Genomic DNA, 13213 nt, shown 5'->3' with positions numbered 1-13213 from the left:
GTTATTTGTTTTGCTGCTTAGCGATGTTGCGCTGGATTTTATGTTCGGGTCTTGACCATTTTGGTCTTTCACCAAGATCATGGTAATGTGTCATCTCAGTTGCGATGGTTTCGGGTTGATTTCTTTTCTCGAAAGGCTGTTGGGCTACCAAACCTAATGTTTTAAACATGTCCATATCTTCGTTGACGTCGGGATTGGGCGTGGTGAGGAGTTTGTCGCCTGAGAAAATCGAATTGGCTCCCGCGAAAAAACATAACGCTTGTCCCTCTGTACTCATGTTGGTACGTCCTGCAGAAAGGCGAACTTGTGTGGTGGGCAATAAAATTCGGGCTGTAGCCACCATGCGTACCATTTCCCATATCGAAACTGTTTCCATGACCTCCATTGGAGTACCGCTTACAGGAACGAGCGCATTGATCGGTACCGATTCGGGTTGTGGAATGAGTGAAGCAAGTGTGATCAACATCGCGGCACGGTCGTCTATACTTTCTCCCATCCCAATAATACCACCACTACATACGGTTATGTTTGTTTTACGTACATTTTCGATTGTTTGAAGGCGATCGTCATAGCTTCTGGTCGAGATAATTTCCTTATAGTAATCGGCAGAGGAATCGAGGTTGTGGTTGTAGGCGTATAGTCCAGCTTCTGAAAGGCGTTGTGCTTGGTTTTCGGTCAGCATTCCTAGCGTGCAGCAGACTTCCATGTCAAGTCTATTCAGTGTTCGGACCATATCAAGGACATGGTCAAACTCAGGACCATCTTTAACATTGCGCCAGGCGGCCCCCATACAGATCCTTGAGCTACCTCCAGCTTTGGCCGCCAGTGCCTGCTCTTTTACCTGCTCTACACTCATTAAGCCTTCCGATTTTACGTTCGTATGGTAACGTGCGGCCTGGGGACAATAGGCGCAGTCTTCGGGGCACCCACCTGTTTTTATGGATATCAATGTGGATACTTGTACTTTGTTGGGGTCGTGATATTTCCGATGTATCGATGCCGCTTCATAAAGCAGGTCCATAATTGGTTTGTTGTATAAAGCGACAACTTCTTCCTGCGTCCATTTTGGTTTTGTTTCCATATTAATGCTAAGTTTTTATGCTAAAATCAAATCTATTTTACTTAATGACCATTCGGATTTAGCAATTCAATGCGATTATTTTTTCATGATGATTGCAAAGATTATAGTTTAAATGATAACTTTGGTAGTCCGAAATAAACATAATGAGTAGTCCGGTTAGTATAGGTTTTCATTCCATTATTAAGATAGATCGCCGGAAGGAAGATGCCATCTATCTACAGATCGTTTATCAATTTATCCATGCCGTCAAGCGAAATCTATTGGAAGATGGAGATCTGTTGCCCGGAAGCCGGAAAATTGCTGAAGAACTGAACGTGCATCGAAAAACCATTGTAGCCGCTTTAGCGGAATTGCAGGAACAGGGCTGGGTGAAAATTTTGGCTAATCGCGGGACTTTTGTGAAAAATCCCGAGCTTATCGGTACGTCCGGGTCGGCGATTGAAGCATTTAGACAGCCACCTGATTTTGCGCCTTACTTTTTTAGGAAGGAACTCATATTGGATATGCCTATTTCAGAGGTTCCCGAAAGGTACTATTTTACGGACGGAACACCTGATTATAATGTCATTGGAGCGGAGGAACTAGTGCGTTTTTATGCATCCATGGTGAAACGGAAAAAGAAAAGTGATGACTTTCCGACGACGACTGAGGGAAATTTGTTTTTTAGGGATCAGTTAAGCTATTATCTGAATTTAACAAGAGGATTTCATCTTTCCCGGAATTTCTTGTTGCCGATTGCCAGCAGGGAGCAGATTTTTTCAATTTTATCCCGATTATTGATCCGGCCCGACGATATTGTGTTGGTGGAAAATTTAAGTTATTTTCTACCTAACATGATCTTTAATCAAGCTGGGGCCAAGCTAAAAACCATTCCCGTAGATGCGGAGGGGATGATTGTAGATAAGATCGGAGATCAATTTAGACCCGGAGAAATCAGGTGTGTTTACCTCAATACCAGGTGTCAGTATCCAACGACGGTTAGCCTTTCCGAGCGAAGGAAAATTCAACTGTTACAGTTGGCCGAGCAGTATAACTTTATCATTATTGAGGATGATGTGGATTTTGAGTCTTCCTTTTTTAAGGAGAAAGGTGAATCACTTTTCCGGAAAAATGGCGGCAACCGTGTGATTTATACAGGTGCTTTCGGTAGTTTCTTTGACCCTGGTTTCCAAATGAATTTTTTGATCGCACCTCAGGATCTGTTGGAAGAGGGAAAAAAGTATTTGAACATCTTCGGAAAGCCGAATTTTATGATCGAGAAGACATTGGGCGAGATTATCCACCAGGGTGATATCTTCCGGTATCAGCGTAAATTTCAGAAAACAATTGCTGAGCGAAAAGAATTGTTTGCACAATTGCTGTTACGGCATTTTGAAGATAAAATCAGGTTTGACGTCCCGGCCTCGGGACTGGCCTTTTGGATACAGTTTAATAAGGTTGTTTCGCTGACAGCCTTGCAAGAGAAAGTGCGGTCGCAGGGACTTTTGTTGCCGAGTAATTGCCTTTATCAAAATAAAACGGTCACTGCATTGCGGTTGGGGTTTGCTCATCTTGACGAACAAAGTATGGTGGCGGCAATTTCTTTGTTGCGTGCAGCTTATGCTGATTTGGTCGAAAATATCGACTAGCTGCTTTGCAGTATATGGGTCAATTTGTTTTTGGCTTCTTGGTGGGGACCACAGAAATCCACAAAGTATGTGTGCTGCCATTGTTTACTTTTGGTAGCCTGTTTGTTCGTTGGCATGCTCCAATCTGGATAAATACGGAATCCGCGTTTGCCCATTTGAGAACCCGCTGTGAGGATTGTATGTTCAACTAACGCCTGTTTTGGAAAGACAAATAGGCCGCAATGCTGGTCTTGCTCAACCAAAATAAGGTAATAATCGAAAGGATCATCTGCAGTAAAGGGAATGGTCTGACCATCGCTGTCACGTTTCCAAAGAGCAACGAATAATCCTACTTTTTTTGGTGTTATCTTGGCCTTTCTAAATTTGAAGTTTTTGTTGCCCAGTTGAAAATTAAAACCATAATAGGCTCTGCCTGTTTGATCTTGTGATAGGCTAGAGCAACGAAGCATAAGTATGCTTTCGAGTTGATCTATCACTTTCCTGATCATATCATCAGCGATCTGTGGGGTTGCCTGATGGTTAAGATTCATGTTGGGGGGTATAGATTAACTGAACAACTCCCGATTTGAATGTGACGCTTTGAACAAGTTTTAGGGATAGTCGTTCAGGTAAGTTTTCGAATAAAGGCTTGCCACTTCCCAGGGCAATAGGGTGAACGGAAATGCGATAGATGTCAACAAGGTTAGCTTGAATGAATGTTTTAATTAGACGCGCTCCACCATATAGCCAAATATCCTTTCCGGGCTGTGCTTTTATTTCCTGAACTTGTTTAGTGATCTCAGTCTGGATGAAGGTAGCGTTTTCATCTTGCCTTGCCTGACTAGAAAAAACATATTTTTTCTTCGCATGGACATTTTTCCAAAGATTTATTTCTGTTTCATCGGCCTTAGCGTGCGGCTGGAAATTACCCCAGGCATCATAGCTTACCCGGCCATAAAAGATGGTATCGACCGAAGCCAAAAAGCCATCGAAATCCATGTCATCATCCATAATGCACCAGTCAACCTCTCCCTGTGAGCCTTCGATAAAGCCATCTAGGGTCATGGCCAGATCCAATATTATTTTTCTCATGTGTGTTATTTGATTTAAACCTGTTACTTGCGTTCCTGTAAAAATAGAAGCTGGGTTAGCTCAACGGCGGATTGTCAGGATGACATAAAGATAGAGAAATAATAAGTTTTGGCCAAATTGCCGAACAACGGAGCAAAGAAAAAGCCCAGCAAAGAATGTCTGGGCTTTGAGATTATATAAGGGGAATAATACTTGCTAAAAAAGTGAAGACCTAGTCTTCATCGGTGATAATATCATCACCATCTAATTCGAAACCTTCACCAAGGAAGGTATTCTCTAGTTCGAATAAATCTGAATCTTTAATCATTTTACTATTTTTTTGATATTCAAAGTTATCATCCTTATTTAAGCTAATCGTCAATATAAAATGAAATTTGTGTTAAGCGATATTGTTATATTTTTTTGAGTACAACATCTAATTTTTCTGCCTGGATGATTCGGCTGAAAAACTCTTTTAAATCAAAATACTCTTCCGGCATAAACAAGGGTTTGTTTAATTGTGTTGCAGATTCTATTATCAGAACATCCGGTGTTGTATTATTGATTTTGAAAATATATCGGGCCGCACGTTCAGGAAGAGCCATACTGATATTTTTTAACTTTCCTTCCGTTGGATATGCATAGCCTTTTGGTAGTTTGATTTCAATGTAGCACTCTTCTTGGACTAAAGAACCAAAGTCGATCGGATAATTCCGCTCAGTTAGGTTGAAGGGATTCTTGGACATTTTGGTGTCAATATAAGGATTGAATAGAAGTTGTTCATTTTGCAGGGTTGCAAAATTCTTAATCTCAATTTCAAACTCCTCCGTTAGTGGTTTGTCAAGAGATTCCCGATTCGATACTTTAAAACTATTGATTTTGATGCGATTGTTTTCTTCATCTATTTTTTCGTAGAATTCTTCTTCAGAATTACTTCCTTGAAGGCGTTCACGCATTTTGGAAGCACCGTAACCGTTACGTGAGGTAATCCATTTTCCTTTTAATGCACCATCTTCCGACAGTTCACCGTAGAAGAAGTTACTGTAAGTAGATGCAAGATTTGCCTCGAGCTTTACCCAGTCAGATTCGCCTTCCAGGGGAATTGATCTTCCCTGAAAGTTGACACATTTCATTGGAATATTTCCAAACATCTCATAGGGAGAGGTCGCATCCAGCAGGTAGTAGTTTTCACCTATTTTTACCTGGGCAATGACATGGTTGAACTCTGATATCGCTGGTGCATAGAGCCCTGCATAGCCATTCTCACGTGTCGATAAAATAACAGGGATGGCATCTAGTTTCGCATAACGTAAGGCATTGACCAGTCCAAGGTTAATATCGGCGCTATTGCCTGTTCTTTTTTCGATGGCTTCTTTGATATTTTTTGCGTAGATCGAATGGCGGTTATTCCATTTTATTTGTTTCTGGAAGTAGGTATACAGTCGTACCGCTTTCTCCAGGTCATCTTTTGAATCCTGCAATACCGGTTCAATGAACTCCTTCAATGCCGTTTTTCGCTTTATCTGTCCACCAAAACTTTCGTCCTGTACGAGTTTATCTCTGACATTTTCCCATGTGAGCGAGAAGTCTTTTGTCGGTCCCATTGGAATGCTATACCGACCAAGCTCAAAGAAAATGATTGACCTAAAATTTTTAGAAGAGGTCATGTAATCTTCGGTATGGAAAGCCGGAATATTTTCCATGGTATAGGTGGTTTTATTGCCTAAAACTTCTCCAACTTGAGAATCCAGGCCTGTGTTGTAATTTTCTACCTTCCGGTCACTGACGGCTAGTCCCCCCTTTAAATTGGCTTTATAATGAAAAACTTCGGGGATACGCGTGACGTATTGGCTATAAAGTTTTGGGAGATCTTCCTGAAATTCCCAGGCATTTAAGTTAAAAATAAATGGCGATTCTGTGCGGTAGCGGTATTCAATAATTGTACCTTCTTGGACCTGCGGAATGGCCGCTTTCGTTACCGCATAGTTTTCTGAGGCGTTTTCGTTAAAAATATTCGCTTTCGTCATCTCTGTTTCTACAACCTTATCTCCGACGAGGTGATAGGACGCTCCCTTGATGTCCATAAGGACTTCCCGGTCGTTGCCGCTTTTATATAAAGGGATACTGAAATTAGCGTAATTATAAGCTTCCTTATTTAATATTTTAATGCGGACGTGTCTGAAAAATTGAACAACCGGACCTTTGTTTTTATCATAACTTACTTCGGCTGATCCATATTCGCGTAAGACAAAGGCATTTGCTGCTGTATCTATTTTGTCAACAGTAATGGCAAAATCTTCCTTTTTTATTTTACCGAACGAAAAATCTTGCGCTTGTAGGTATACACCACTAAGCAGGAGGAGGCCAGTGAAAAAACTTTTCATAAAAAATGACTGTATGGTTAAGAATTATAACACTAAAGTATGAAATAATTTTAAATCCAAACCCTTATAAATTAAATTGGTTGAAAAGATAAATGGATCGATCAATTGCGATTGCTTATTTGTCCCGATAGCGAGATAAACTTGTGTTGTAATTAGATAGGATGTGTTCAGATCGCATCCTTACAAGGTGAATTCGAAGCTTAACGTGACATAGCGGTAGTCTTCCCCTTTCCATTTTGGTCCCGAAAGTAGAATCTCTTTGGCTTTGGCATCGAGGTAATCATTTGCACTTTGGAGAACGCTGATATTTGTTGGGAGTCCATCTTTATCGATATAGAAGCTTAAACGGACAGTGCCCTCATAACGACTTTTAGCTGTTTTTTTCTTGATATAATTGTTGAACGATCTCCAGCCCCAGATAGGTTCGGCACTCTTTGATTTGCGTGAAGACATCGTTGTGACGACGACTTCATCAAGTGTGGCGCCGGAAGGTTGCAGTTTGATCGTTGTATTTTTGCTGCGACGCATATTCAATGCAACAGAATTGTAGCCCAGCGCCATGATGTCGACGAGTGAATCCATTGTACTGGGTTGGATGGTAGCTTGACCCTGTGCGTCGGTATTCGTCGCAAACTTGCTATTGGGTTGAATGATTGTCACTCCCGAAATAGGTAAGCCTGTCTCTTTGTCCCGAATTGTAAGTTGTAGCGGTGTACCTTGTTGTTGTGGGATCGAAATACCTGGAGCTCTGCCTGCAAGTGCATTGTTTAAACTTGAGGTTCCTCGAATCATAATCGTTTGGGAAGCATCTTTTTTCTTTGCCATTGGCGCATAACCGATAACAATTGTACTGTCTGTAGGTCTTAATCCAAATACAGGGCGATCATTATTGAGACCTTCCTTCATTTCTTCCAGTGATTTTACACGTAGGGAGGGTTCCTGTGATAAAACGGTCACCTCTTCCAGTGGGTGCTGTTCATGAAGCCGCGGTCTGTTATTATCTGCTAATTGTGGGGAATGATCTTGAGATCCTATTTTTGATGCAATATCATCTGAAGGAATGATAGAATCTGCTGCTGTAACCTTTGTTTTGGGTTTTGCCTGCGTAATACTTACTTCAGCGGTACGCCTCGCTTCGGATGAATTTTTGTCCTGTTGACGGTAAAGGAGGAGACCAATCCCCAACACGATCACTGCCGCTGCGGCGATGGCAAGTCTCTTCCAATCAAAGACCGTTATTTTAGCGGTATTATCTTTCTGAACACGTTGTGCAATTTGGTTGTTGATTGTTGTAAGTACGGTTTTATTCTGATCCATTTCAATACCTATAAGAATATCCGCCAACATGGGGTCACGTTGCGCCTCCCGTTCAAGCGCATACATCTCCGTAGGAGATAGTTCGCCGTTGACGTATTTCTTTAAGTATGCTATGTCGTAATTACTGTTGCTCATTCCAAGCCTCCATGCAATTTTTTAAATTCCGTTTTCCATTCTGAATATAGCTTTTTACTTCGTTCAAGCTATAACCGGTAGATTCACTAATCTCTTTGTAACATTTTTCCTCCAAAAAGAAGAGTCTAACCGACTGTTGCTGTTTGTCTGGTAATTTTCCCAGACAGCCTTCCATGGCTGTTAGCTGTTCTTCTTTTTCATCATATTGTTCATACTGATGCATGTCTCCCGGAAATTTCACAAATTCATCCAAAGAAATTTGAGTTTTGTTCTTTTGAGACCTCAAATACATCAGACAATGGTTCTTGCTTAATACATAAAGCCACCTTGGGAAGTCCTTGATTTCTTGTTTGTTGACTTTGTGTATTAATTCTTCAAAGATATTCATGACAGCATCTTTACTCAATTCGGAATCTTGGAGATACCGTAAGCAAACATAGTATACCATCTCCGTATGTCGTTGGTATAGATCACCCAATACCTGGAGCTCCTTAGACTCCTGGTAGTGCAGCAAGAGCTCGTGGTCTTGTGCTGTATCTATTTTTGACGACTTGAATGCGAACATTTTATTGGTTAAAAATATTTTTTTTTTCTGGTTTATGGAAATTTAATATTTGAGGCATCCCTTGGCAAAAATGTAAAAGATATGAGAGCAATACTTTTTGTAATAGGCTTGTTGCTATCCTTAGGCGGATATGCCAAGCAAGGATATGAGGTTAGGGGGAAGGTTGTCGATGCGAATACAGGAATGGCAATTGTGGGGGTACAGGTGAACAATGCTGCAACCAAAGCACATGTGCAGACCGATGACAAGGGAAACTATCGTATTCAAGTCCTTGATGGTAAAAACATCTTGATTTTTAGTTATATCGGATATCTTGAGCAGCGGATAGCGGTCAACCATCGGTCAAAGGTTGATGTGGCGTTGGTGCAGCAAAATAATGCGCTGGATGAGGTTGTGGTGACCGGATATGAGCACAAGGCGAAGCGTCAGACGGCATCGGTGATGAATGTTAATGCAGCTTTGTCTGGGCAAGTATCGGGTTTGTATATTAGAGGAACGGCGTATGTGCCCAATCAGAACCAAGAATCTTATCAAAAGTTGAAGGAAAATAGCTTTATCAATCCACGTAAAGAGCCTTTATCGACCTTTGCAGCCGATGTTGATGCTGCTTCCTATAGTAATGTGCGTCGATTTATCAATTCGGGAACTCTGCCTGAAAAAGACGCAGTACGGGTTGAAGAGATGATCAATTACTTTCAGTATCAAGTGGCTGGACCTAAAAATGGTGAACCTGTAAATATCGTCACCGAATTGACGAAGGCACCCTGGAATACAACGCATCAGCTTATGCGCGTCACGTTAAAGGCGAAAGATATTCCGACGGAGAATCTTAAAGCTTCCAATTTGGTGTTTTTGATCGATGTGTCGAGGTCAATGATGGGACCGGGGCGTCTACCTTTGGTGAAAGCTTCGTTGAAAATGTTGGTCGATCAGCTTCGTGCTGTGGACCATGTAGCCATTGTGACCTATGCTGGATCGGCAGGGGTAAAACTGGAGAGTACGCCTGGTGATGAAAAGATGAAAATAAAATCGGCTATTGAGGAGCTGGAAGCCGGTGGAAGTACTGCTGGTGCTGCAGGAATTAAGAAGGCTTATGAAATTGCGAAGCAACAATTTATTAAAGGAGGAAACAACCGGATCATTTTGGCCAGTGACGGCGATTTCAATGTTGGGGAGAGTAGTGACGAATCGATGGAAGAATTAATTTCCAAAGAAAGTAAATCGGGGGTTTTCCTCACAGTATTGGGGTATGGCATGGGAAATCTGAAGGACAGTAAGATGGAAATCCTTGCCGACAAAGGGCATGGGAATTATGCCTATATAGACAATATTTCTGAGGCACGAAAAGCGATGGTAACCGAATTTGGGGGAACTTTGTTTACCGTTGCTAAAGATGTCAAGATTCAGGTCGAATTTAATCCCAGTTATGTGCAGGCATACCGTTTAGTGGGATACGAAAACCGCTTGTTGGAGGCTGAGGATTTTAATAATGATCAAAAGATGGGTGGTGATATGGGCGTAGGACATGTGGTGACAGCCTTATATGAAATTGTACCTGTCGGTGTAGAGTCGGGGGGGATCGGAACGGTAGATCCCTTAAAATATCAACAGCAAGCGGATCAGGCAGCCGGACGGAGAAATGCTGAACTGGCAACAGTTAAATTTCGGTATAAGGAGCCTGAAGGGGAGAAAAGCAAGTTGCAGCAAAAGGTGGTCGGAACTTCTGTTACGGAATTGAACAGTGTGAGTGAAGATTTACGATTCGTAACAGCGGTAGCGGAACTAGGTCTATTACTTCGTGATTCTGATTTTAAGCAAAAGGCCAATTTTGATCAGCTCATAGCGCGAGCAAAAGCTTCTAAAGGCAAAGATGAGGAAGGTTATCGTGCTGAATTTATCCGTATTGCAGAAAATGCCCGGGATTTATCGAGATCGAAAGAATAAATAAAAATGACTAAATAAGGATTTTCAGTAGCAGCAATCGAAATGCTGCTGCTGGAAATAGTTTAGTTTGTGGGACAATAGCCAAAAAAGTAAATAAAATCTATATTTTTGGTCATCAATAAAAGGAACGTATTTTGCTTCTGCTGATTGTCGTTACGTGATATGTGGTAAGCAAGTACAATCTGAGCGATACGTTGTTGCGGTGTAAGGAAATAAAAAATGCTAGATAAATGAAGAATTTTTTCTTGTGCTTTCTTTTGGCTATTGGTATTACAGTACCGTCGGTAGCCCAAAATGCGAGCTTGAATAAACAACAGACCATGGCCTATATTAATAAGCTATATAAGGTTGCTTACCATTATAAGGATACAAAAATTGATACGGTGACGGTAGACGGGAAGGTGTTAACAGTCTTTCTTTCCAGTGGCCAGCATTTTCGAAGTGATATTGCCAAATCAGATGTACTTGTCATCGCAAGAGTAAAATCTGGTTATCAAATTCGATTTAAGTCCTCGCCAAGTACGGATGAAATTTTATGGGCAATCCAAACGGAAGAGGATGCCAAACGTCTGAAAAATGCGTTGGAGCATCTGATTAAAATCGTAAAAACCGAAAAAAAGACAGATCCTTTTGGCAGTTAAGTCACATGGTGGGGCTGATCCGATGGGTAATAGAATGTTCGGCAAGGTATGAGCTTGCCGAACTGAATAGAGAAAGTAGTAGGGCTTGCACATGGATATGTGTTGAGGATTGCTGAGGGGGTAACCAAATGCCTACTAGATATAAAGACGATTGGCTTCATGGCCGAAATTGATGTGGCTGTTGAAACCATCGATTGTAAATCACATCGTTTATACTAATTTAAGGTGTTTACATGAATTCAGGGTTAAAATGTTGTTATCTTATTGTAATTAAGTGTGTTGTGTGCTTATTTTCGAATGGTTTTATTTCTCCTGTTGATGAATTTGTTTCCCTGGAGTGCCTTTATCCTCTTTCCAAGCTTATATTTCCGAGATAGCTGCTATTCATGCTTCGATTAGTCCCGTCAGCTGCTTAGATGTCTGCGAAAAAATCCTTATTTTACCGATAAAATCACATCGAATTGAGACATCAGGAAAAGTCGAGCCAGATTAGGAGGGAAATAAATCTTTCCTATCAACAGCTTAAAGGAATGTACCCTATCTTAAAAAGTCAGAACAGTATCGGAATGGCCATATTTGCACTAGCGATCCTGGCCATTGTTGTTGTATCGATAGCTTGGTCTCGCGCTCTTGTTCCGGCTTGGCTTATGATTGTCAGTAATGCCTTTTTTATGGGTGTTTTACATGAAATAGAACATGATCTGATTCACTGGCTTTATTTTAAAAGACAAAAAGTGGTTCATCATTTTATGCTTTTTAGTGTATGGATATTACGCCCATTGACTGTCAATCCCTGGATACGCAGGACCTTGCATCATCATCATCATAAATTTTCGGGTACATTACATGATGTTGAGGAACGCAGTGTGACGAATGGCGAGCAATGGTCGATCAAACGTTTGGTAACAACGGCCGATGTTGTATTGGGCGGGCTCTTTCGGCTGCATCGTATGTTTAATGATATGGACAAAGAGGTGAAAAATGGGAATCTAAAATTGGAGACTTCTTCAAAACTAAAACGGATTATGTTTTTAAGCATTGTTCCAGTAACAATTTTTGCACATGTGATCTTATATTTCTTCTTTGCAGACCTATTATTTGATTGGTTAAGAGAGGTTTTTGGGGTGGATTTGAGTTTTCCACATTATGTTGATAACATGTTGATAAGTCTGCATTGGATTATTTATGTTATTCTATTACCAAACTTATTACGCCAATTTTGTTTACATTTTATTACGTCAAACATGCATTATTTTGGCGATGTCGAAGCTGGAAATGTTATTGAGCAAACGCAGGTATTGACAGTTTGGTGGACTTTTCCGATGCAATTGTTTTGTTTCTTTTTTGGCTGGACACATAGCATCCATCATTTTGTTGTCAATGAAACATTTTACGTACGTCATATGGGTCGTAAGAAGGCACAAGAAATCTTACGGAAGTATGGGGTTCGTTTTAATGATTTGGGAACATTTAGGAGGGCAAACCGTTTTCGTGAACTTTCCAACAAAAAAGTTTAATAATTTTTTTACCTTTTTTTACGATAGGTTTTATAGTTACCGTGCTGCTGATAGACAAGAGTTCCTTCTTCACAATAGTTTGATAGGTAAACAGAGAATTTATTGCTTTGGCTCTTGTCAATACCCAATTGGACCAATACCTCCGAAACACGTCGTGCTGAGTAGAAAAAATCCGAATGATAGACGAGGTCATCCAGTTTTTTGCTTAGCGTGATTCTTTCCTGTGCATCGGGAGGTAGGGAGTAAGGAGAATTAAAGACAATATCATGCTGAAAAAATATCGTTGGTTGAATTTCCAGGCTACGACATAAGGTTAAAAAATTTGTGAGCGTTAAGTCTTTTCCCTTTTCTATGCCATTGAGTGTTCCTGTAGAAATGCCCGTTAGATGGGATAGATCCCGCAGTGAATAATATAGATCATTTCGTTTCGCGCGAAAGCGTAAACCAATTGTTTCCAGTAATGCTTTGTCTTCATCCGTCATGCAACGAAATGAATGACAATTTGCGCAAAATATAGTTTATTTTTTTGTTTAAAAATTTGCATTTATTCTTTTTTGTTTTATATTTGTTATAACAGATGTTTTTAATCGGTGATAAGAATCATTTCATGAAAGTCTAGGTTGATTTTGAATGAGTGCCAGAACTGAATCTTTAGAGTGACTACTAGCACACCTTATATCTCCAACCTATGTAAATAACCTTAACGATAGTTCGCTATCTTAATGGGACATAGGCATATGAAAAACAAGATACTGTAAGAGAAAAATGTCAATTTGCCTGGCTTCGGTTTCCAAGAATCCGTCAAGTTCCACCGGAGCTAAGGTAAATGACATCGCACGTCAGCACGATGGCCAATTCTATGGTCAGTTTCTACCAAATCGTGTATGGCGAAACAAGTCGGCTTGCCCAGCTTCGGTTTCCAAGAATCCGTCAAGTTCCGCCGGAGCTGTG

11 protein-coding genes are annotated in these 13213 nt (G+C 40.8%); 4 read left to right on the top strand and 7 right to left on the bottom strand.

The window, feature by feature from the left end; translation table 11 throughout:
* Window position 1: 1 nt before the first annotated feature.
* Window positions 2-1081 (bottom strand): biotin synthase BioB, encoded by a 1080-nt coding sequence (bioB, locus tag BV902_RS23935; RefSeq protein WP_075994072.1) that lies wholly within the window; start codon window positions 1079-1081, stop codon window positions 2-4.
* Window positions 1082-1224: 143 nt separating this feature from the next.
* Between bioB and BV902_RS23930 the strand changes: the two genes are divergently transcribed.
* Window positions 1225-2709, top strand: a complete 1485-nt coding sequence (locus tag BV902_RS23930) for an aminotransferase-like domain-containing protein (protein ID WP_075994071.1) — start codon at window positions 1225-1227, stop codon at window positions 2707-2709.
* On the opposite strand, the gene BV902_RS23925 is transcribed toward BV902_RS23930, so the two are convergent.
* From BV902_RS23925 to BV902_RS23905, 5 genes are all read right to left on the bottom strand, one after another.
* Window positions 2706-3239, bottom strand: a complete 534-nt coding sequence (locus BV902_RS23925) for a MepB family protein (RefSeq protein ID WP_083663754.1) — start codon at window positions 3237-3239, stop codon at window positions 2706-2708. The genes BV902_RS23930 and BV902_RS23925 overlap by 4 nt on opposite strands.
* Window positions 3229-3780 (bottom strand): dihydrofolate reductase family protein, encoded by a 552-nt coding sequence (locus BV902_RS23920; protein WP_075994070.1) that lies wholly within the window; start codon window positions 3778-3780, stop codon window positions 3229-3231. Before BV902_RS23920 ends, BV902_RS23925 begins: the two co-directional genes overlap by 11 nt.
* 392 nt (window positions 3781-4172) lie before the next feature.
* On the bottom strand, window positions 4173-6143 hold the full coding sequence (locus BV902_RS23915) for a transglutaminase domain-containing protein (RefSeq protein WP_075994069.1): 1971 nt from the start codon (window positions 6141-6143) through the stop codon (window positions 4173-4175).
* A 180-nt stretch (window positions 6144-6323) separates the two neighbouring features.
* On the bottom strand, window positions 6324-7595 hold the full coding sequence (locus tag BV902_RS23910) for a TonB family protein (RefSeq protein WP_075994068.1): 1272 nt from the start codon (window positions 7593-7595) through the stop codon (window positions 6324-6326).
* Window positions 7582-8160, bottom strand: a complete 579-nt coding sequence (locus tag BV902_RS23905) for an RNA polymerase sigma factor (protein WP_075994067.1) — start codon at window positions 8158-8160, stop codon at window positions 7582-7584. The genes BV902_RS23910 and BV902_RS23905 overlap by 14 nt, the downstream gene beginning before the upstream one ends.
* An 81-nt stretch (window positions 8161-8241) precedes the next feature.
* Between BV902_RS23905 and BV902_RS23900 the strand changes: the two genes are divergently transcribed.
* The 3 genes from BV902_RS23900 (at window position 8242) to BV902_RS23890 (ending at window position 12262) form a co-directional block, all read left to right on the top strand.
* Window positions 8242-10104 (top strand): vWA domain-containing protein, encoded by a 1863-nt coding sequence (locus BV902_RS23900; protein ID WP_075994066.1) that lies wholly within the window; start codon window positions 8242-8244, stop codon window positions 10102-10104.
* Window positions 10105-10334: 230 nt separating this feature from the next.
* Window positions 10335-10745, top strand: a complete 411-nt coding sequence (locus BV902_RS23895; RefSeq protein ID WP_075994065.1) for a hypothetical protein — start codon at window positions 10335-10337, stop codon at window positions 10743-10745.
* Between the two features lie 461 nt (window positions 10746-11206).
* Complete coding sequence (locus tag BV902_RS23890; protein ID WP_157626211.1) at window positions 11207-12262, top strand: fatty acid desaturase; 1056 nt, start codon at window positions 11207-11209, stop codon at window positions 12260-12262.
* Window positions 12263-12270: 8 nt separating this feature from the next.
* Here the strand turns inward: BV902_RS23890 and BV902_RS23885 are convergent, their stop codons facing one another.
* Window positions 12271-12744 carry a helix-turn-helix domain-containing protein gene (locus BV902_RS23885; RefSeq protein ID WP_075994063.1) on the bottom strand — a complete coding sequence of 158 codons (474 nt, stop codon included), beginning with the start codon at window positions 12742-12744 and terminating at the stop codon, window positions 12271-12273.
* Window positions 12745-13213: the final 469 nt, after the last annotated feature.

The organism is Sphingobacterium sp. B29 (genome assembly GCF_001952815.1).
GTDB lineage: Bacteria > Bacteroidota > Bacteroidia > Sphingobacteriales > Sphingobacteriaceae > Sphingobacterium > Sphingobacterium siyangense.
This window is presented reverse-complemented; position numbering and strand designations above follow the sequence as displayed.